Genomic DNA, 21,661 nt, shown 5'->3' with positions numbered 1-21,661 from the left:
GCACTATAAACACTTGTTATAATTGTTCATTCTAATGATTGTAATAAGTGTTTTATTTCATTTGCATCTTGGAATAAATCCTAGATATTAATTCTGCATAATCTGAAGCATCTAAAATATAAGAATTTTTAACTTTATGTGCAGTATTTTAAGCAACAAAAACGTGTATATAGTGAAGGAGGGAGAAGATGAGAGAGGAAGAAATTGAAAGGATTGTTCATTCTTACAGTACGATGCTGCTTCGCTTTTCGATGCATCATGTGAAAGAAGAAGCACAGGCACAGGATATTGTACAAAATGTATTTATGAAATACATGGAAAAGCAGCCTGTTTTTATAGATGAAGAACATGAAAAAGCATGGTTATTAAGAGTTGCATCGAATATGTGCAAAGACTATCTAGGGCATTGGTGGAATCGGAAACGAAATCATCTTACTGTGAATGATACACAGTTTATAGAAAAAGCGAAAACTACAAGTTCTGTTTTGGATGAAGTACGTAAATTGTCTTTTCATCAAAGAAATGCAGTATTTCTATTTTATTTTGAGGGATACTCCATGAAGGAAATTGCACAAATTTTTCATGTGAAAGAAGGGACGGTTTCTTCATGGCTAACAAGAGCTAGAAAGCAGTTAAGAAAACAAATGGAAGAAGAGGTGTTATATGATGAATCGCTACCAAAAGGAAGTAGAACAGATTTGCGCAAATGAGCTATGGAAACAGAGAATGATCAATACAATACTACAAAAACAAAATGAAAAAAAGAAAAAACCGATGTTAGCATATGCAGTTGCTTTTTGTATAATTTGCATATTAGGAGCAGGGGTGCTTCGATGGATACCTGAAAAAAAACAACCGGTTCATTATGTAGATTCTTTGCCTGTCTTGTCTTTGCAGAAACCAGCTCCAAGAACAGGTAGTGTAAACTGTCGATATTGTACAGGATTTGAAGGCATTGATGTATATGATGAAAAAGAACTTCAGCATCTTTCTTTTTATGATTTTTCAAAACCGCTAGATAACTTGCCAGTAATTAAAAACAAAAATGTAATGGACAAATATGGATATTTTCATAATTCTATGACAAAAGAAGAGCAGGAGAAAAAATTAAAAAAATATGCAGATATTTTAGGAATGGAACATTATGAAATTACGACTAGTACAAAAAAAGAGGAAAGGAGTGAACTAAAAAATGAGAATATTAGGATTACGTTAGAAGATGGCGGAGAAAGCGTATTTGTTTGGTATGAATTTCCAAACATCAAAGAAAATAGTGTATTGCTTGTCAATAAAAATTGGAGCATCGAAAAAATAAAGAAAACAGTAAGAAACTACTGTCTAGATCATAAAGAACTGTTTCAAATAGAAAACCCATTGGTTGATGTAAGAGTGAACTATGGTGTTAGTCAAAATAATAAAGTAGAAAAGGGGTATTCTATTGAAGTTTATGAAACAGAAAAAAATCCTGTTGATAAATTTGTTTCACAACTTCAAAGTGTTAGTTTATATACGGATGAAGATGGGTATTTATACGGCTATCGTATCAATCAAAAAGACACATCAACTTCTATCGGAAATTATCCAATTAAATCTTTAGAAGAAGCAAAAGCAGAATTGCATAGTGGAAAATATCGCAGTGATGTAGGTTCTATGCCAGGTATCACAATTGATTTAGATGAGATAGCGTATAGTGAACTCGTTTATTTAGATGATGAAAGTTTAGATTATTTTCTTCCTTATTACAAATTTTATGTTCCAGTAGAATATGAAGACGATTATTTTACAAAACATCAGATCTCATTAAAAGAATATGGTGCTTTTTATGTACCTGCGATTGAGTCCAAATATTTAAAAGAGAGCAAATAAAAAATGAGTGTTCGATTTACATAGTATGTTGAACACTTTTTTGTGGTGCAAAATAAAGTTACAGTAGTTAATGAAAATGATATATGCAATATGTTGCTGGTCTTTAGAACTTGGCAGGATTGTAGAAAGCTATCATTATGTAAAAAACAAGCAGTTATATTTTAGGAAGTTAACTGCTTGTTTCTATAAGAAATATTAATGCTTATTTTTTCGCAATCAGCAAATATCTGTGAATTTGTGCTTCAACAAATCCTTTTCTTTCTAATTGTTTCTGGGCTTTATATAAACCTTTTAAATTGTTTTTAACAGAGAAGTTTGGAAACTCCCATGGAAGAACTTTCGCAAACCAAACCAGAGCACCAACATCATAAAAGTAGATAGGGCGAAATGCTTCTTGCGCATGCAGGATAGAAAAACCTGCATTTTTAAACTTTTCTTTAGCTATGGCTACATATTCTTCGGGATAGGGTAGCTTTGGAGAATTTTCATATAATAATTCAACCAAACCTCTATCATTTTCTGCTCCGACTTGTTCTGTAATAAAAATACCATTTGGTTTTAAGATTCGATAAATTTCTTTTTCATTTATTGAACCATGTCGATTGATGACGATGTCAAATTGATTATCATCAAATGGCAGTGCTTCTTTTACATCTACTTCCTTAAAATGAATACCAAGAGGAAGCAGGATCTTTTTGCATAATGCGACATTAGGTGGATAAGCTTCTGTAGCGCTTGTTTTTGAATAGGGATGATGAAGAGATAGTAAAAACTCTCCTCCACCTGTATCTAGATCTAAAATTTCATCATCTTTTTTGATATAAGATTTTACGATGTTTTTATAATCCCATGGCAAATCTTTTTCTTCTTCATAACGATACTGGATATATGAAAAATCCCATCCATGTATATTGGCCTGTCTTTCTTCTTTGTACCATTGTTTTACTAATTCGTTTGTATTCATAAATAACTACTCCTTTATCTCTTTCAGCTTTTCTATCTAAGGTGCAGTTATACTGATAACATAAATTATTTGACTCGATGCAATCCGTTATCAGATTTTAAAACTGCACCGAGTATTGGTCTCGAATCAAATTCTTCATCGAAGTCCACCTCATTTCTATCTTAAATAGATTATATCTCTGGTTAGTTATATATGCAACCTAAGTTTTTTTCTTGCGAATGATAATTGATTTATATTATACTAAAGAAAGAAATGAGGTATTTTTATGGATAGAAGAATAGCAGAGGCTTTATTTGTACAGTTGGAAAATTGTGTGATTCCCAAATATAGAGAGGAATGTTCCATGATTATTGATACATTTATAGAAGAGGAATTTAGTGAGGGCGAATTCAAGCGTTTAATTCGGGAGTTTGACACATATAAAATTTCATAAATTTACTATGGCGCTTTAAACAGGCGCTTTTCTTTTACTTTTTTTGTCAAATTTTATGTTCTATTATGTGCTATATTGTGCTATATGTGTTATTATTATATTGGGTGATGAATATGTACGTTGCAATCAATGGCACTGGCAATTCCAAAAGCATTTATATTATGAGTTCTTATCGCAAAAACAATGGTAAAACTTCTAGTCGCATTTTTAGAAAGCTTGGTCGATTAAATGACCTGCTTCCTCAATTTGATAATAATGAAGAAAAATTATTGGAATGGGCTCGTTCTGAAGCTAAAAAGGACACTTTATCCCATCAACAGGATACTGCACCTGTTCTCATACCTTTCTCTAGCGACAAAAAAATCAAAAAAAATGAAGTTTTGTTATTTAATGTTGGCTACCTATTCCTTCAATCCATCTGTTCCAATCTTCATTTTGACAATATTTGTCGTAATATTAAGAATCATCATAAATTCGAATATGATATCCATCGCATCCTCTGCGATCTTGTCTACGCTCGTGTTCTATATCCTTCCAGTAAACGCTCTTCTTTCTCTTTCGCTCATTCTCTGCTGGAACAGCCAAAGTATAAATTACAGGATATCTATCGTTCCTTATCTATATTGGCCGAGGAATCTGATTACATACAGGCGGAAGTTTATCGAAATTCTAACTTTCTTCATAAAAGAAACACAAAAGTTCTTTATTATGACTGTACGAACTATTACTTTGAAATCGAACAAGAAGATGAACTTAAAAAATACGGAAAAAGCAAAGAACATCGTCCAAATCCTATCGTAGGCATGGGGTTATTCATGGATGGAGATGGTTTCCCTTTAGCTTTTGATATCTTTCCCGGAAATCAAAACGAACAGAAATCCTTGAAACCATTAGAACATAAAGTTATTCAGGATTTCGACTGTTCCGAATTCATCTACTGCTCAGACAGTGGACTGGCATCACAGAATAACAAACTGTTCAATGATATAGGAGGAAGATCCTATGTCATTACACAGTCATTAAAAAAATTAAAGAAAGAAGATAGAGATATCGCTTTAAATACGAAACAATATCGAAAAGTAGGAAGCAGCACATTCATTGATTTGAAAGATCTTGATGAAAATGACCCAGAGGTATATGAATCCATCTATTATAAAGAAGTACCTATAGAATCTAAAAAGATATCGGAAACTCTTATCGTTACCTATTCTCCAAAATATAAAGCTTATCAGGAAAAGATAAGACAAGGGCAGATAGACAGAGCAAAAAACATGATAAGTAAAAATGGAAAAATCAAAAAGAATAGAAAAAATCCGAATGATCCAAGCAGATTTACAAAGAGGACTTCCATCACAGCGAATGGAGAAGTAGCAGAAGAAGAAATCTACGAAATCGATCAGGAGGCTATAGATAAAGAAGCAATGTATGATGGTTTCTATGCGGTAAGCACAGATATGGAAGGTGATGTAGCGGAGATCATCGCTATCAACAAACGCAGATGGCAGATCGAAGAGTGCTTTAGAATAATGAAAACGGATTTTGATGCACGACCAATCTATCTGCAAAGAGAAGACAGGATCAAAGCGCATTTCCTGATTTGTTTCTTGTCCCTTCTGATATATCGAATATTAGAATATAAATTAGAGAAAAAATATACATCTGAACAAATAATAGATACATTGAGAAAGATGAACGTAACAAAATTAAAAGAAGGATTAGGATATATACCTTCTTACACACGAACAGATTTAACAGATTTACTGCATGAGTTGTTTGGTTTTGAAACAGACAGAGAAATAATAAAACGATCCACAATGAGAAATATTATCAAATACACAAAAGAACATCATATATAGCACAATTCGTTACAAAGACAAAAAGTGCAAAAAAGCTTAATTCTAAAGTCTTTAATGCACTTTTTTCGCTTTCTAACTGTCAAAGACGAGGTTATATATGCAACCTAAGTTTTTTTCTTGCGAATGATAATTGATTTATATTATACTAAAGAAAGAAATGAGGTATTTTTATGGATAGAAGAATAGCAGAGGCTTTATTTGTACAGTTGGAAAATTGTGTGATTCCCAAATATAGAGAGGAATGTTCCATGATTATTGATACATTTATAGAAGAGGAATTTAGTGAGGGCGAATTCAAGCGTTTAATTGCTTATCTTATAAAGAGAGTGCAGACAGAAAAAAGAGCAGTAATTCTTAAAAAAATCGAAGAAAAAGTAGGAGAGATTGAACTGCCTGATTAAAAATCTATTTGCGTTTAAAAGTGTAAATATGCTATACTAGATAAGGAAATTTTGGAAGGTGATGAAACAATGGGTAGACATTTTGAAGTACGTGCTGCATCTATGGCAAAAACAGCAGCAGCAAAAACAAAATTATATTCTCGTTATGGAAAAGAAATTCTGGTAGCTGCAAAATCAGGTGTACCAGATCCAGATATGAACGTTGCTTTGAAAAAAGTAATTGAACGTGCAAAAGCAAATCAGGTACCAAATGATGTCATTAAAAGAGCAATTGAAAAAGCAAAAGGTGGAACAAATGAAAACTATTCTGCTGCTCGTTATGAAGGATTTGGTTCTGCAGGTGGTGGAACTGTCATTATTGACTGTTTAACAGATAATGCCAATCGTACGATTGCGGATTTGCGTGCAGCATTTAATAAATCACATGCAAAACTTGGTGTTAGTGGTTCTGTATCATTCAACTATGATCATGTTGGTTTGATCGTTATCAAATATGATGATGAAGAAGCTATGATGGATGCATTGATTATGGCGGAAGTAGAGCTAAAAGATATTGAAGTAGAAGATGGAACAATGACAATTACGGTTGAACCTACAGATTTAAATAAAGCAAAAACAGCAATTGAAGAATTGATTCCAGATGTTACATTTGATGTAATGGAAGATACCATGCTGGCAAATGAATATGTAGAACTTCAGGGAGAAGATTTGAAACTGTTCCAGCGTTTGGTAACATTGTTAGATGATGTTGATGATGTACAGCAGGTATATCATAACGTCAGCAACATTAATGAATCTGCGGAATAAGATGGGAAAGGGTGTTATGCCCTTTTTTTGTATAGGAGTGATAAGCATGTATACACAAACAGAGAGACTGCTTTTACGCAGTCCTTCAAAAGAAGATAAAGATGATTTTTTCGACATTGTTTCAGATCGGCAGACGTGTCTTGATGATGGAGGATATGAACCTTATCTAAAAAAAGATACAAAATTTGAAAAGGATTATGATCGTATTGTGAAAGAGGTGCAAGAAAGAATTTTTGTTGAACTAAAAGAAAACAACAAAATGATTGCGGCACTTCATATTATGCACACTTCTAAAAAGGACTGTATGGAAATAGGTTTCTGTATGAATAAGTCTTATAGAAGAAAAGGATATATGGAAGAAGCTTTACGTGCATTGATTTCCTTGCTGGATAAACAAAGTGATATAACAACATTATCTGCTAATGCATATTCGTACAATCTTGCTTCAAATAATTTGTTAAAGAAAATTGGATTTAAAGAAATTGCAAATAGAACATCTACCCAAATGCATCCTTTTCTAGGAGAAATAACTATCTTATATTATGAGTTACATCTAAAATAAAATGTTTCAAATGCGCAGCTTTTTATGAGCATAAAACATGAAATATTGTATTCCTGCTATTGAAAGAATATATTCTTAGCTGTATGATAAAGATGAAGGAAAGCTTCTGTTTCTTTAGGTAAACAGCTGCTTTTATAAATAAACAGTTAGATTCTGCCTGTAGTATGCATATTGATTATTATGTGCAGCTTTGAAGGAGGGATGTTTATGAAAAAGGTAGTATTGGCTGTGTCTTTTGTTTTCATTAGTTTTATGCTTATCGCCTGTTCTGATAAAGAGTCTCTAAAACAAGTAGATTCTAAGATTCTTGAACAATATCCTTATTTTGATGAACTTGAAGAAAACTATAATGGGAAAGTTTTTGATATTAGTACTTCGGATTGTAAATACATTGTCTTTTATCGTATGGGGATTGATCCAGATAGTGTTAAATTGCATCAGACAAATGCAGAGTATACAATTCAGTTTACAAAAAATAAAGATAATACAAAAGATGATATCTATGTGTATCGATTAAAACTGGATCCATCTTGTGGTACAGAGAATCAAAACTGTATACTTAAATGTTCAGATGGCAATACGGAATATCCATTCGAAACCGTATTTTTATCAAAAGATTAGATAAAAATAAATAATTTTTGATTATGTTGCGGTATAATTCATCGCTTATTTTATGCTTGGTATTGACAAAGAGTACAAAGACAGGTAAACTTTAAATAACCTATGAAAAAGAGATGTTTTTCAAATGGATTCCATGGCAGAGAAAAAGACCTTGGCTGTAAGTCTTTATGGATGAAGAAGAACAGGACACTTTGGAGGTATCACTAGGAAATGAGTGATCGTATTTCTGCGTTAAAGAAAATGAGTACCTGTTTACAGGTTGAAATAAGGTGGCACCACGTAAATTACGTCCTTTGTTGAGGACGTTTTTTTATTCTTTGATAGATAAGGAGGATATTTATGAACTATCAGGTCCCTAGAGGAACACAGGATATTCTGCCTAAGGATATTCGCAAATGGCACAGATTAGAAGAATTGATTCGCCAGTTTTGTCATGTATATAACTATGATGAAATTCGTACCCCTATTTTTGAACATACAAACGTATTTAAAAGAGGAAATGATTCCAGTGATATGGTAAATAAGGAAATGTATACATTCCAATTAGAAAACAGCAAGACATCCTTAACACTTCGTCCAGAAGGAACTGCAGGTGTTGTGCGCTCTTTTGTAGAAAATAAACTTTTTGGAAGTGCCGATTTACCGGTAAAAATGTATTATGTAGGTCCGCAGTTTCGTCATGAAAGACCACAAAAAGGAAGAATGCGTATCTTTCATCAGTTTGGTGTAGAGGTTATTGGCGCAAAAAGTCCTATGCTTGATGTAGAAACAATTGCGTTAGGCTGGTCTTTTGTATCTGCATTAGGATTAAAAGATATGAAAGTATTAATTAATACGCTGGGGGATGATGCATCAAGAGATGCTTATCGCACTGCATTAAAAGAACATTTTAAAAATGATATTGATGATATGTGTGCAGATTGTAAACGTCGTTATGAACAAAATCCTTTGCGTATTTTGGATTGCAAAGTAGATCATGAAAAAGAAATCATGAAAACTGCACCAAAAATGCAGGACTATCTAAACGAAGAAAGTCAGGCATATTTTGAAGAAGTTTTAGAAGGCTTAGATGCTTTAGGTATTCCTTATGAAGTAGATGATCGTTTGGTACGTGGATTGGATTATTATACACATACTGTATTTGAAGTCGTTTCTGTAAATAAGGAAATGGGGGCACAGTCTACCGTATTTGCTGGTGGACGCTACGATGGACTTGTAGAATATTTTGGCGGTCCACAAGGTATGAGCGGCATTGGATGGGCCATGGGACTGGAACGTTTGTTGATTGCCTGTGAAGCAGAGGGTATTTCTTTGGATGAAGAAGAAGGATTAGATGCTTATGTTTTATGTCTTTCTCCAAGTGTGAAAAAAGAAGCTTTACAGGTTGTATCCTTGCTTCGTGCAAACGGCTATCGAAGCGATACAGATTATCTTGGAAGATCTTTTAAAGCACAGTTTAAGACGGTCGATCGTAAAAAGGCGCGTATTGCGATATTGATTGGTGAAGATGAAGTTGAAAAAGGGGAAGTAACAATAAAAGATACCCTGCATAAGACACAGCAAAGTGTTCCTTTTGATGACATTATTGACAGCATGGATGCTTTGTTTGAGGAAGAAAATGAAGAATGTACTTGTGGTGAAGAAAACTGTACATGCGGACATCATCACCATCATGAAGAATAGAGAGGAATGAAATAAGGATTATGAAACGTACACATACAAATGGGGAACTGCGTTTAAGTGATGCAGGGAAAAAAGTTAGTTTAATTGGATGGGTTGCAAAGAGAAGAAATTTTGGTTCTTTGGTATTTATTGATTTGCGTGATCGAAGTGGTATTACACAGCTTGTATTCGATGAAACTATTTCAGAACAGATCAAAGAAGTTCGTAATGAATATATTTTAGAAGTTAGTGGAACAGTTTTAGAAAGAAAAGATAAAAACGATAAACTTCCTACTGGAGATATTGAAGTAAAAGTAGAAGAAGTTGTAATTGTAAACAGTGCAGAAACAACTCCAATCATTGTGGCAGATGATACAGATGCATTAGAAGATACACGTTTGAAATATCGTTATTTGGATTTAAGACGTCCTGTTATGCAGAAAAAACTAATGATGCGTCATCAAATTACAAGAAGCATGCGTGAATATTTGGATAATCATGCCTTTATTGAAATTGAAACACCAATGCTTGGAAGAAGTACACCAGAAGGAGCACGTGATTATCTTGTGCCTAGTCGTGTACATCCAGGAAGTTTTTATGCACTGCCACAATCTCCACAGCTTTACAAACAGTTATTAATGGTATCTGGATTTGAACGTTATTATCAGTTCGCAAGATGTTTTAGAGATGAAGATTTACGTGCTGATCGTCAAACAGATTTTACGCAGGTCGATTTGGAAACAAGTTTTTTAAGTGATGTAGAAATTCAGACAATGATGGAAGAAATGCTTCAAAAACTGATGAAAGATGTAAAAGGAATGGATATTACAACTCCATTTCCACGTTTAACATGGGAAGAAGCTATGAATCGCTATGGAAGCGATAAACCAGACAATCGTTTTGGTATGGAACTTCAGGAAATTACTTCTTTATTTGAAAATTCTTCTTTTAAAGTGTTTAAGGATTGCGTAGAGGCAAAAGGAAGTATCAAAGCAGTTGTTGTTCCTAATATGGCACATATGACACGTAAAGAAATTGATAAAGTTACAGAACTTGCGAAGAAAAATGGGGCAAAAGGATTAGTAACTTTAAAATATATGGACAATGTATTAAGTGGACCTATTGTGAAATTCTTATCTGATGATGAAATTCATGCCGTATGTGATACATTGAAATTAAAAGAACAGGATTTAGTTTTAATTGTCAGCGATAAATGGAACACAACATGCAATGTATTAGGTGCTTTGCGTAACCACTTTGGAAGTGTTTTAGGACTTAAAAAACTGGATGAATTCTCTTTCTTGTGGGTAACAGACTTCCCAATGTTTGAATACAGTGAGGAAGATGGCAGATGGTATGCAATGCATCATCCATTTACACGTCCAAAAGATGAAGATATGCAATATATTGACAGCGACCCTGGTAAAGTACATGCAATCGCTTATGACATCGTATTAAATGGTTATGAACTTGGTGGAGGTTCTTTACGTATTTATGATGGTGCTATGCAGGATAAAATGTTTGAAGTCTTAGGGTTCACTGAAGAAAAAATTCAGGAAAATTTCGGATGGTTTGTAGATGCGTTAAAATATGGTACACCTCCTCATGGCGGTTTGGCATTTGGGCTTGATCGTATCGCTATGATTTTATCTGAAAGTGAATCGATTCGAGATGTTATCGCATTCCCTAAAAACGCAAATGCAAAATGTCCAATGAGTGATGCGCCAACACCTGTTGATGAAGAACAGTTAAAAGAATTGCATCTAAATATTGAAAAATAGGAAGTATCCTATTCATATATTAGAAGGAGCTTTATAGATTTATTATAAGGCTCTTTTTATACAACGATGAGTGAATATTTCATATGTGTGTCAGGTTATGCTTTTAAAAGTATATTCTTAATTCGTTAAAAAATTACAAAAAATGGAACGTGAAAAAAATGAATGTCAAGAGTATTCTTTTACAAATTATCTGCTATACTATTAATGTCCAGAAAGCATAAATTTTTCCTACGCTTAGAGATAAGGGAGAACGGATGTCGCTCTTTGGTGTGAATACCTGCTACGGGTAGGGATCCTAAAAATTTGCGCAGTTCACCCACCTGTACTTACAGGGAAAGATCTCTCTTTCTGGACACAATATAGTGATTGAACAGGCGAATGCCTGTTTTGTTTTATATCGTTGTATGCTATACTCAATATAAAGAAAAAGAGGTAGTTTATATGGATTATAAAGAGCGTTTTGTATCAATTTATAAAGAAAAGATTCATCGAGATGGAAGTGAAAAATTATTAGAGTATTTATTGTCAGCACAATCCGATTTTTTCAGTGCACCGGCAAGTACACGTTTTCATGGTTCTCATGCACAGGGTCTTGTGGAGCATAGCTTAAATGTGTATGACTGTTTATGTGATTATGTAGAAAGAAATCGAGTAAAAACCATGTACAATATGAATTTTTCTGAGGAAAGCCTTGCGATCGTTGCACTTTTACATGATATATGCAAAGTAAACTGTTACAAGGAAAGTACAAGAAATGTAAAAGTGGATGGCGTATGGACACAAGTTCCATATTATGAATATGAAGATCATCTTCCTTATGGACATGGAGAAAAAAGTGTTTATATTATCACTGGATTTATGCGCTTGACAAGAGAAGAGGCTTTTGCGATTCGTTATCATATGGGATTTTCCGGTAATGAAGATGCTAGAAGCATAGGGTATTCTTTTGAAAATTATCCTTTATCTTTTGCGTTAAGTGTAGCAGATATGGAAGCAACCTACTTTTTAGAAAAATAATAAGTAAAAAAGCCCGCTTGGGCTTTTCAGACTGTTGACAAAGGTGTCGACAGTCTATTTTTTATATGATAGAATAAAAGAGGCAAAAAGATTCCTATTTTACCCAAAAACATATGGTTCTTTTTGCCTTTTATAATGCTCAAAATGGTATAATAAAAGTGGGTAAAATAGGAGTGATTACATATGGCAATGACAAAAAGAAATGGAAAAAATGATACTATCATACTGAATACAATAGAAGAATTAGTACCACAGGATCATGATGTCAGAATGCTGGAAAGCTGTATCGACTGGAATTTTATCTACCCTCTTGTAGAAAATCTTTACAGTGATGTTGGAAGACCAAGCATAGATCCTGTGGTTCTTTTTAAAATGATCTTCATCAATATTATTTTCGGAATAGATTCAATGAGAAAGACTTGTAAAGAAATACAAGTAAATCTTGCATATCGCTGGTTTCTAGGAATCTCCATGGATGAAAGGGTGCCAAATTATTCTACCTGGAGTCAAAATTATATCCGAAGATATAGTAACAGCGAAGTATTTGAAAAAATATTTGATCAGATATTGAAACAGGCAATCTCTTATGGCTTTGTAGATATGGAAACTGTATATGGAGACTCCACACATCAAAAGGCAAATGCGAATAAAAACAAGTATACAGATGAAGAAGTTGAAATCATGAAGAAAATATATGAAAACGATCTGCTGGATGAGATAAACAAAGATCGCGAGGAACATGGGAAAAAGCCGATAAAATCAAATGAAAAGGAAGAACTGAATTTCGATGAGGAAACAGGAAAGCTGAAAAGGGACATACAAACAAAGCATATCAAAATCAGTAAAACAGATTCGGAGAGTGGCTGTTTCCATAAAGGTGAAAAAGAAAAATGTTTTGCTTATTCACATCAAACATTTTGCGATAGAAATGGATTTGTACTGGCAAGCGTATGTGTTGCGGGAAACGTACATGACAGCGTGTCTTTCTTTTCAGCGTATAAAGTATTAAACGATAAATATATGGATCAAATAAAAAATGTATGTCTGGATGCGGGCTATATAACACCGGCAATATGTAAGACGGTATTAGAAAATGGGCAAAAAATGTATGCGCCTTATAAAAGACCAATGACAAAGAAAGGATATTATAAGAAGTACGAGTATGTATATGATGAAGGATATGACTGTTATCTGTGTCCAAATAATAAGGTGCTTTCATACAGCACGACAAACAAGCTTGGATATAAAGAATACAAATCAAATCCAAAGGATTGTGAGAACTGTCCTTTAAGAGGAAGATGTACATCATCAAAGAACTTTCAGAAAGTAGTGACACGTCATGTATGGGAGGAATACCGGGAGGAGGTAATGGATGAGATAAGACATACACCGGAATGGAAAGAAATCTATCCAAGGCGTAAAGAAAGCATAGAGAGGGTGTTCGCAGACTGTAAAGAACATCACACGTTGAGATATACCAGGTTAAGAGGGCTACAAAAAAATCAGCATCAGTCGCTGATGATTTTTGCGTGTTATAATCTAAAAAGAATGTCCAGATGGAGGTGGAAAAACCTCTCTAAAACTGCACAAAATCTAATAAAAAGCACAATTTTAAATTATTTTAAGAAAAAAGAAAAGCGATACTTGTTTATAAGTACCACTTTGTCAACAATCTGAAAAGCCCGCTTGGGCTTTTATTTTACATATTTTTCATAAATATCCTGTATTCTGCATATGTGCTGTAAAGCTTTCCAGGCATCTTCTTTCTCAATTCGCAAATGACGTTTTTGTTTTGGTTCTTCTTTTGGAGTATATACAAGGAAATAATGGGTTCCTCTTTGAGCGATAGCCATACCATCTTCTTCCAGCAGAATTTCTGCCTGCTGGTCTTTATCTTTTGACTTTACTTCTGTATGGATACGATGCCATAATTCATTCTGTTCTTCATTGGAAAGCATGGTTAAAAAATTCTGTTTAGCCATTGGATATGTCTCATATAAAGAGGTAAGCATATCTTTCATCGCCTGACGCTGTGTATATCCATCATTTGGACAGGTACTTTTTACAAATGGGATCTGATTGATCTCCAATGCCTGTAAAATATCACTTTCATAGCTGTAAATCAATGGGCGAATGAAAGTAATATCTGCTTTTGATAAATACATCATAGGTAAAAAGGTAGAAATTTTACCTCCGTAAATTGCATTCATCATTAATGTTTCAATCGCATCATCTGCATGATGTCCAAAAGCCACTTTGTTACAGTTTAATTCTTTCGCAGCTTCATTTACCGTTGCTTTTTTAAACTTTGAACAAAGAGAACATTTTATCTTTCCATCTTTATCAGGATGCATTTTTAATATATCATATACTTTTGAATCAAACTGATGAAATTCTATACCATGTTTTTCACAAAAACTTACGACTTCCTGAAAGTCCATATTAGGAAAACCAAGCTTGATATGAATACCAATAACCTTAAAGTTTTTTCCTTTGAATTTGGAGTACATGTGCAGAGCAGTTAACAAAACCATACTGTCTTTTCCTCCGCTGACACCAACTCCTATACGATCTCCATCTTGAATCAGACCATAATCCAAATCTGCTTTTCTTATATCTCCTAAAATCTTTTGTAGATTCATATATTCACTTCCTTTATAAAATCTGCTTTATTATATCATGATTTTATGAAAATGAAGCAGTATATATTTGTTTTGTTTCTAGCGTTTTATTTTCGAAAAAAAAGATGAAAAAATGAAATTTAAAAAAGTGCTATAATCTCGTCTTTGACAGTTAGAAAGCGAAAAAAGTGCATTAAAGACTTTAGAATTAAGCTTTTTTGCACTTTTTGTCTTTGTAACGAATTGTGCTATATATGATGTTCTTTTGTGTATTTGATAATATTTCTCATTGTGGATCGTTTTATTATTTCTCTGTCTGTTTCAAAACCAAACAACTCATGCAGTAAATCTGTTAAATCTGTTCGTGTGTAAGAAGGTATATATCCTAATCCTTCTTTTAATTTTGTTACGTTCATCTTTCTCAATGTATCTATTATTTGTTCAGATGTATATTTTTTCTCTAATTTATATTCTAATATTCGATATATCAGAAGGGACAAGAAACAAATCAGGAAATGCGCTTTGATCCTGTCTTCTCTTTGCAGATAGATTGGTCGTGCATCAAAATCCGTTTTCATTATTCTAAAGCACTCTTCGATCTGCCATCTGCGTTTGTTGATAGCGATGATCTCCGCTACATCACCTTCCATATCTGTGCTTACCGCATAGAAACCATCATACATTGCTTCTTTATCTATAGCCTCCTGATCGATTTCGTAGATTTCTTCTTCTGCTACTTCTCCATTCGCTGTGATGGAAGTCCTCTTTGTAAATCTGCTTGGATCATTCGGATTTTTTCTATTCTTTTTGATTTTTCCATTTTTACTTATCATGTTTTTTGCTCTGTCTATCTGCCCTTGTCTTATCTTTTCCTGATAAGCTTTATATTTTGGAGAATAGGTAACGATAAGAGTTTCCGATATCTTTTTAGATTCTATAGGTACTTCTTTATAATAGATGGATTCATATACCTCTGGGTCATTTTCATCAAGATCTTTCAAATCAATGAATGTGCTGCTTCCTACTTTTCGATATTGTTTCGTATTTAAAGCGATATCTCTATCTTCTTTCTTTAATTTTTTTAATGACTGTGTAATGACATAGGATCTTCCTCCTATATCATTGAACAGTTTGTTATTCTGTGATGCCAGTCCACTGTCTGAGCAGTAGATGAATTCGGAACAGTCGAAATCCTGAATAACTTTATGTTCTAATGGTTTCAAGGATTTCTGTTCGTTTTGATTTCCGGGAAAGATATCAAAAGCTAAAGGGAAACCATCTCCATCCATGAATAACCCCATGCCTACGATAGGATTTGGACGATGTTCTTTGCTTTTTCCGTATTTTTTAAGTTCATCTTCTTGTTCGATTTCAAAGTAATAGTTCGTACAGTCATAATAAAGAACTTTTGTGTTTCTTTTATGAAGAAAGTTAGAATTTCGATAAACTTCCGCCTGTATGTAATCAGATTCCTCGGCCAATATAGATAAGGAACGATAGATATCCTGTAATTTATACTTTGGCTGTTCCAGCAGAGAATGAGCGAAAGAGAAAGAAGAGCGTTTACTGGAAGGATATAGAACACGAGCGTAGACAAGATCGCAGAGGATGCGATGGATATCATATTCGAATTTATGATGATTCTTAATATTACGACAAATATTGTCAAAATGAAGATTGGAACAGATGGATTGAAGGAATAGGTAGCCAACATTAAATAACAAAACTTCATTTTTTTTGATTTTTTTGTCGCTAGAGAAAGGTATGAGAACAGGTGCAGTATCCTGTTGATGGGATAAAGTGTCCTTTTTAGCTTCAGAACGAGCCCATTCCAATAATTTTTCTTCATTATTATCAAATTGAGGAAGCAGGTCATTTAATCGACCAAGCTTTCTAAAAATGCGACTAGAAGTTTTACCATTGTTTTTGCGATAAGAACTCATAATATAAATGCTTTTGGAATTGCCAGTGCCATTGATTGCAACGTACATATTCATCACCCAATATAATAATAACACATATAGCACAATATAGCACATAATAGAACATAAAATTTGACAAAAAAAGTATAAGAAAAGCGCCTGTTTAAAGCGCCATAGTAAATTTATGAAATTTTATATGTGTCAAACTCCCGAAAATGAAGCAGTATATATTTGTTTTGTTTCTAGCGTTTTATTTTCGAAAAAAAAGATGAAAAAATGAAATTTAAAAAAGTGCTATAATAAGTGTAAGGATTGGAATTTGAAAGAGAAAATATGAACGAGAAAGATGAAAAGAAAGGAGGATAAGGATATGGGTATTTTTGTAACTTTGTAATAGCAAGGTGTATTCGTGCTGTTACGCCTTGCTAATCAAACGATATGAATACCATTGATTAGGAGGCAAAATTATGTCATATTTTAATTATCAGTCAAAAAGAATATTCTACAGGGAAACAGGACATGGAAAACCACTTATTTTACTGCATGGAGATAGCGCTTCTTCCACTATGTTTGAAATGCTGCTGCCACTCTATCAGGAACATTTTCAAGTAATTTTAATAGATTTTTTAGGAAATGGAAAATCCGATAGAGTAGATAAATTTCCAGCAGACTTGTGGATTTCACAAGCACAACAAGTGATTGCGCTTATTGAACACTTACATTTAAAGAAAGTTAATCTGTTAGGAACAAGTGGTGGTGCCTGGGTTGGAATCAATACAGCCTTAGAACGTCCAGACCTTATAGAAAAAGTGATTGCGGATAGTTTTGATTGCAGAACCTTGCATTCAACTTTTTCAGAAGACCTAAAAAAAGAACGTGAATATGCAAAACATGATACATTCGCAAAACAGTTTTATGAATGGTGTCAAGGCGAGGATTGGGAAACAGTAGTCGATCTTAACACACAGGCACTTGTTGCATGTGCAGAAAAACACATTTCTTTATTTTCTAAACCATTGGAATATTTAGCGGTTCCTATTCTATTTACAGGAAGTCTTGAGGATGATATGTGTCGAAAAGATATGTTAAAAGAATATATGGAAATGAAAAAGCTGTTAAAACATTCTAGCATTCATATGTTTTGTACTGGAAAACATCCTGCAATTGCAAGCAATGCAGAGAAGTTTGCAGAGATCGTACTTGCGTTTTTAAAATGATGAAAGAACTATGCGTTTAGTCTATGGACTAATCGCATTTTCTATATACAAAACATTTTAAAATTCCAATATTCTATATAGAAACCTATCTATATAATTTTATAAGGTATTCATACATCGTATTTTATAGAAAGTATGCTATAATGGATGAGGTGATTACATGGATGGTATTTTACTTATAAATAAAGAAACAGGTATGACATCTCATGATGTTGTAAATAAATTGCGTAAAATTTTACATATAAAACGTATTGGACATAGTGGAACATTAGATCCACAGGCTAGTGGTGTTTTGCTTGTTATGGTTGGAAAAGCCTGCAAAGTCCTTCCTTTTCTTGAAGATACAGATAAAGAATATATTGCGAAAATGGTTTTAGGAAAAAAAACAATCAGTGATGATATATGGGAAGAAGTGCTGGAAGAAAAAGCAATCACACCAATTTCTGATTTCCAGTCCGTGCTGGATACATTTAAAGGAGAAATTAAACAGCTTCCTCCAATGATTTCCAGTATCAAGGTAAATGGAAAAAAACTGTATGAATATGCTCGTGCCAATCAGGAGGTAGAACGTCCTGTTCGTACAATTACGATATATGATATTGAAGCCTTGGATGAAAAAGAACTTTGTTTTCGTGTAAGCTGCAGCAGTGGGACATATGTTCGATCTTTATGTCATGATATTGCGGAAAAGACAAACAATTTTGGATGTATGAGTTCTTTGATTCGTACAAAAGTAGGACGTTTTACATTAGAGGACTGTGTTACGATAAAAGATGTAGAAGAAGGAAATTATATTCTTCATCCTGTTAAAGAGGTTTTATCTCATTATAAAGAGATAAAGATATCGGATACAAAAGATGTTGTGAATGGCAGAAAAGTGCATTTGAATTGTGAAGCGGATGAGGTTTTGCTTACTCACCAAGAAGAAGCTTTGGCAATTTATCGTCGTGAACATGGCGATGTGTTTGGCTGCGTACGCGGTTTATGGTAGGTGAAATTTATGAAGGTATTGCATTTTAACTTACATGAAAAGTTTAAACAGCCAAAAGAAGAAATTACTGCATGTATCGGTTATTTTGATGGTCTACATTTAGGACATCAAAAACTTATCAAAAAAGTAATGGAACTTGCAAGCAGTGATCATACAAAAAAGGCTTTAATTACCTTTTCTCCCGATCCCTGGGTCGTCTTGAAGCATTTAGAAAATATTCCTCATATCACACCAATGAAACATCGTATTGAATTGGGAGAAGAAATGGGGCTTGATTACTGGATCATTTTACATTTTGACAGAGAACTTGCCCATTTAAGCGTGGAAGAATTTCATGAACGTGTACTAAACTGCCTGCATTTAAAAACATTGGTATGCGGGTTTGATTATCACTATGGAAACAAAGGTCTTGGAGATGTTCATACTTTAAAGAAACAAGATGTTTTTCAAGTAGAGGTTATCGAGGAAGTAAGCAGTGATGATAAAAAAATCAGTTCCACAAGAATTGAAGAACTGCTTACATCGGGAAACATTGAAAAAGCCAATGAGTTTTTAGGCAGAGCCTATGAAATTCGTGGAATCATTCGAAAAGGACGCTGTCAGGGGAGAAAACATGGATTTCCTACTGCAAATCTAGAAGTATGTGACCATTACCTTCCTTTGGGTGGAGGTGTTTATATCGGTGAGGTTTATGTTAAGGGGACATGGCATCAGGCAATGATCAACATCGGACATAATCCGACCTATAACTTTCAAAAAGAAATCTCCATTGAAGCACATATTTTAAATTTTGATGAAGATATCTATGGAGAACAGGTACGTTATCGTTTTCTTTCCTTTATTCGAGCAGAGAAAAAATTTAGCGATGTAAATGAACTATGCGAACAATTGCGAAAAGATTTGCATGCTACAAAACAATATTTTAAGCAAGGGAGTGGCAAATATGCGACTGCAGGTATTTGATACAATTGAAGAAACTTTAGATTTACTAGAAAAAAAAGAGGCTTTCCATCATGAAGTAAAACACGAGTTACATGCTGTATTAAAACAATTGCTGGCAGGCTGTAATGATATGGTTGTTGGTTTAAATTCACGTGTAAAGACAAAAGATAGTTTGCGTGAGAAAATTATACGCAATCGTTTATATGTGAAATATGACAGCGCCCAGGATATTTTAGATACACTAAGCGATCTTGTTGGATTTATTATCGAATGCCGATTCATAGAAGATGAATTTAAAGTTTTGACACATCTTCGCAAAGTTATGAATGTAAAAGGGGAAGATGGGTATTATTTTCATCCTGATTTTCCAAACTTTCATCTGGAACATGGCTCAAGACAGCCGCAAATACAAAAAAATGGTTTTTCCATTTATCGTATAGATGGATATTTTCTTAAAGATGGACAAAGAGTTAACATAGAACTACAAATAAAAGCACTGGTACATTCTTTCTGGGGTGATATTGAACATAAACTTGTTTACAAAAATACAAATTATTATGTATACGATGATTTTATGAAAGACTTACTGGCAAGTATCAAAGCAAATTTAACGATTACTGATCGTCAGCTGAACATCATTTATGATCAAATGCAGGAAGATTCCAAAGATGGGAAAATCATTAGTGAAAGCAGTTTTGAAAGACAGATTTCAAAGGCTATCAATGATTTGTTTGCTCAAAAGATGTATGAATCTTTGGGGTTTACCTTGAATTTAAAAAATACTTCAACGATTTTAGGGCATTATTTATTTATAAAAGATATACGCTATGGAGGGGTCAGCAACGATCGAATCTCAGCCTTGTTTAAAACTTTCAAGAAATTAAATTCAACAAAAATGGATTTTGAAAGTGAAATCGAGGTTAGTGATAATTTTTATTCGCCAGATATTTTTGTACATACCCTTGGAACCTATTTGATTTCTGTTATCAATACAGACTATGACTGGTTTATCTTCTTTAAGATGTTGTTTTCTATTGAACCAGGGAATAACTTTGAAGACTTTACTTTGTTTTTAAATGTAATTAAAAATTATCTTGTCGATAATTACTGGCTAAATACAAGTTTTGTAAAACTTTCGATGGAGCAAAGCAGTCTTTTGCATGATGAACTGGCGAAAATGCTGGCTGCATCTTTAACAGAAATTGGTACAATTGAAATCATTTATGACAAACATATGCTTGCGATCAACAAAGCGTTTGTTGTTTTTGTTGAAGAGCTGGAAAAGCGTGTGATATCCTACTCTGATTTTATGCAGTATCAAAGTGCATACTATGATGAATGGCTGCATCGTTTAAGAAAAATATTTGTAGATTGACATACAAAAAGTCCTTTTTGCATATGCTTTAGCAGGCAAGGAGGACTTTTATTTATGAATAAACAGGCACTGGCTTTTTTAACGATGTTTTCTTTGATTCTCATGTTAAGTGTATATTATGTTACGCTGCCCAATGATAATATGAGCGTTATGACACAAGATGGAAAAGCACAAAGTGAAGCAATGATGGAAGAAGAAAACAAAGAAGAGAACAAAGAAAACACGAAAGAAACAGAAGAAAAGAACACAGATGAGGTACTTGCACTGCAGGAAGAAATCGAAAAAAAAGAGGATGAAGAAATCCACAAGCAGGAAACTATCGTTTCAAAAGACAATACATCAAGCGAGGACAAGCAAAATGCAGTAGCAAAAATGGAATCCATCAAAGATGCGAAAGAACTGCAGAAAAAAATAGTGGAAGCATTAAAACAGCAAAACATAAAAAGCGCTGTTGAAATTACTGATAAAAACTGTATCATAAATGTATTTAACATGGAAAACAACATGGAAAATGCGAAAAAAGCAATGAATGCAGCCTACAGCATTACAAAAGATGCATATTTTATCGAAGTTGTTTTTAAAGATGCATAAAAATAAATGGCAGATGGCAACTTAAAATAAAA

At 33.6% G+C, this 21,661-nt stretch carries 20 protein-coding genes and 1 other annotated feature; of the genes, 17 read left to right on the top strand and 3 right to left on the bottom strand.

The features are described 5' to 3' along the window. Positions 1-188 precede the first annotated feature (188 nt). Positions 189-710, top strand: coding sequence for an RNA polymerase sigma factor (locus A9CBEGH2_RS03660; protein ID WP_115714880.1), 522 nt, complete (start codon positions 189-191; stop codon positions 708-710). After that, the gene (locus A9CBEGH2_RS03655; RefSeq protein ID WP_118277638.1) at positions 664-1,866 is read left to right on the top strand and encodes a hypothetical protein; all 1,203 of its coding nucleotides are present in this window, start codon (positions 664-666) and stop codon (positions 1,864-1,866) included. The genes A9CBEGH2_RS03660 and A9CBEGH2_RS03655 overlap by 47 nt, the downstream gene beginning before the upstream one ends. A gap of 202 nt (positions 1,867-2,068) precedes the next feature. Here A9CBEGH2_RS03655 and A9CBEGH2_RS03650 read toward each other — a convergent pair whose 3' ends face one another. After that, positions 2,069-2,830 carry a class I SAM-dependent methyltransferase gene (locus A9CBEGH2_RS03650; protein ID WP_115714878.1) on the bottom strand — a complete coding sequence of 254 codons (762 nt, stop codon included), beginning with the start codon at positions 2,828-2,830 and terminating at the stop codon, positions 2,069-2,071. 265 nt (positions 2,831-3,095) lie between these two features. Here A9CBEGH2_RS03650 and A9CBEGH2_RS03645 point away from each other — a divergent pair, with 265 nt between their 5' ends. The 10 genes from A9CBEGH2_RS03645 to A9CBEGH2_RS03600 all read left to right on the top strand — a co-directional run bounded on the left by A9CBEGH2_RS03645 (position 3,096) and on the right by A9CBEGH2_RS03600 (position 13,647). Beyond that, a complete protein-coding gene (locus A9CBEGH2_RS03645) occupies positions 3,096-3,263 on the top strand; it encodes a hypothetical protein (protein ID WP_163104258.1) in 168 nt (55 codons plus the stop codon). Positions 3,264-3,376: 113 nt separating this feature from the next. Then, the gene (locus tag A9CBEGH2_RS03640; RefSeq protein ID WP_118277053.1) at positions 3,377-5,119 is read left to right on the top strand and encodes an IS1634 family transposase; all 1,743 of its coding nucleotides are present in this window, start codon (positions 3,377-3,379) and stop codon (positions 5,117-5,119) included. A 170-nt stretch (positions 5,120-5,289) separates the two neighbouring features. Beyond that, a complete protein-coding gene (locus A9CBEGH2_RS03635; protein WP_118277637.1) occupies positions 5,290-5,520 on the top strand; it encodes a hypothetical protein in 231 nt (76 codons plus the stop codon). Between the two features lie 69 nt (positions 5,521-5,589). Next, positions 5,590-6,327: a YebC/PmpR family DNA-binding transcriptional regulator gene (locus A9CBEGH2_RS03630; RefSeq protein ID WP_115714876.1), complete on the top strand. Its 738-nt coding sequence runs from the start codon at positions 5,590-5,592 to the stop codon at positions 6,325-6,327. Positions 6,328-6,373: 46 nt separating this feature from the next. Next, entirely contained in the window at positions 6,374-6,889 is a 516-nt protein-coding gene (locus A9CBEGH2_RS03625) for a GNAT family N-acetyltransferase (RefSeq protein WP_115714875.1), read from the top strand. A 207-nt stretch (positions 6,890-7,096) separates the two neighbouring features. Beyond that, positions 7,097-7,510, top strand: coding sequence for a hypothetical protein (locus A9CBEGH2_RS03620; protein ID WP_115714874.1), 414 nt, complete (start codon positions 7,097-7,099; stop codon positions 7,508-7,510). A 93-nt stretch (positions 7,511-7,603) separates the two neighbouring features. Continuing rightward, positions 7,604-7,807 (top strand) — a binding site (T-box leader). Between the two features lie 42 nt (positions 7,808-7,849). Then, positions 7,850-9,193: a histidine--tRNA ligase gene (gene hisS, locus A9CBEGH2_RS03615; RefSeq protein WP_115714873.1), complete on the top strand. Its 1,344-nt coding sequence runs from the start codon at positions 7,850-7,852 to the stop codon at positions 9,191-9,193. A gap of 20 nt (positions 9,194-9,213) precedes the next feature. Further along, a complete protein-coding gene (aspS, locus tag A9CBEGH2_RS03610) occupies positions 9,214-10,953 on the top strand; it encodes an aspartate--tRNA ligase (protein WP_118277635.1) in 1,740 nt (579 codons plus the stop codon). Positions 10,954-11,394: 441 nt separating this feature from the next. Further along, entirely contained in the window at positions 11,395-11,970 is a 576-nt protein-coding gene (locus A9CBEGH2_RS03605) for an HD domain-containing protein (RefSeq protein WP_115714871.1), read from the top strand. Between the two features lie 183 nt (positions 11,971-12,153). Next, positions 12,154-13,647 (top strand): IS1182 family transposase, encoded by a 1,494-nt coding sequence (locus A9CBEGH2_RS03600; RefSeq protein WP_163051664.1) that lies wholly within the window; start codon positions 12,154-12,156, stop codon positions 13,645-13,647. Between the two features lie 17 nt (positions 13,648-13,664). Here A9CBEGH2_RS03600 and A9CBEGH2_RS03595 read toward each other — a convergent pair whose 3' ends face one another. Then, positions 13,665-14,612, bottom strand: a complete 948-nt coding sequence (locus tag A9CBEGH2_RS03595) for a tRNA lysidine(34) synthetase (protein WP_118277634.1) — start codon at positions 14,610-14,612, stop codon at positions 13,665-13,667. A gap of 227 nt (positions 14,613-14,839) precedes the next feature. After that, positions 14,840-16,582, bottom strand: coding sequence for an IS1634 family transposase (locus A9CBEGH2_RS03590; RefSeq protein WP_118277053.1), 1,743 nt, complete (start codon positions 16,580-16,582; stop codon positions 14,840-14,842). Between the two features lie 398 nt (positions 16,583-16,980). On the opposite strand from A9CBEGH2_RS03590, the gene A9CBEGH2_RS03585 reads away from it, so the two are divergent. The 5 genes from A9CBEGH2_RS03585 (at position 16,981) to A9CBEGH2_RS03565 (ending at position 21,629) form a co-directional block, all read left to right on the top strand. Continuing rightward, positions 16,981-17,730: an alpha/beta fold hydrolase gene (locus A9CBEGH2_RS03585; protein ID WP_118276659.1), complete on the top strand. Its 750-nt coding sequence runs from the start codon at positions 16,981-16,983 to the stop codon at positions 17,728-17,730. A 160-nt stretch (positions 17,731-17,890) separates the two neighbouring features. Further along, positions 17,891-18,721: a tRNA pseudouridine(55) synthase TruB gene (gene truB, locus A9CBEGH2_RS03580; protein WP_118276658.1), complete on the top strand. Its 831-nt coding sequence runs from the start codon at positions 17,891-17,893 to the stop codon at positions 18,719-18,721. Positions 18,722-18,730: 9 nt separating this feature from the next. Continuing rightward, entirely contained in the window at positions 18,731-19,684 is a 954-nt protein-coding gene (locus A9CBEGH2_RS03575) for a bifunctional riboflavin kinase/FAD synthetase (RefSeq protein WP_115714867.1), read from the top strand. After that, the gene (locus tag A9CBEGH2_RS03570; RefSeq protein WP_118276657.1) at positions 19,665-21,038 is read left to right on the top strand and encodes a RelA/SpoT-related domain-containing protein; all 1,374 of its coding nucleotides are present in this window, start codon (positions 19,665-19,667) and stop codon (positions 21,036-21,038) included. The genes A9CBEGH2_RS03575 and A9CBEGH2_RS03570 overlap by 20 nt, the downstream gene beginning before the upstream one ends. Positions 21,039-21,092: 54 nt before the next feature. Next, a complete protein-coding gene (locus tag A9CBEGH2_RS03565; protein WP_147360215.1) occupies positions 21,093-21,629 on the top strand; it encodes a stage III sporulation protein AH in 537 nt (178 codons plus the stop codon). The last annotated feature ends 32 nt before the right edge of the window (positions 21,630-21,661 follow it).

The organism is Amedibacterium intestinale, from assembly GCF_010537335.1.
GTDB lineage: Bacteria > Bacillota_I > Bacilli_A > Erysipelotrichales > Erysipelotrichaceae > Amedibacterium > Amedibacterium intestinale.
The sequence above is the reverse complement of the archived record's forward strand: the minus strand, read 5'-3'. Positions and strand labels throughout refer to the sequence as shown.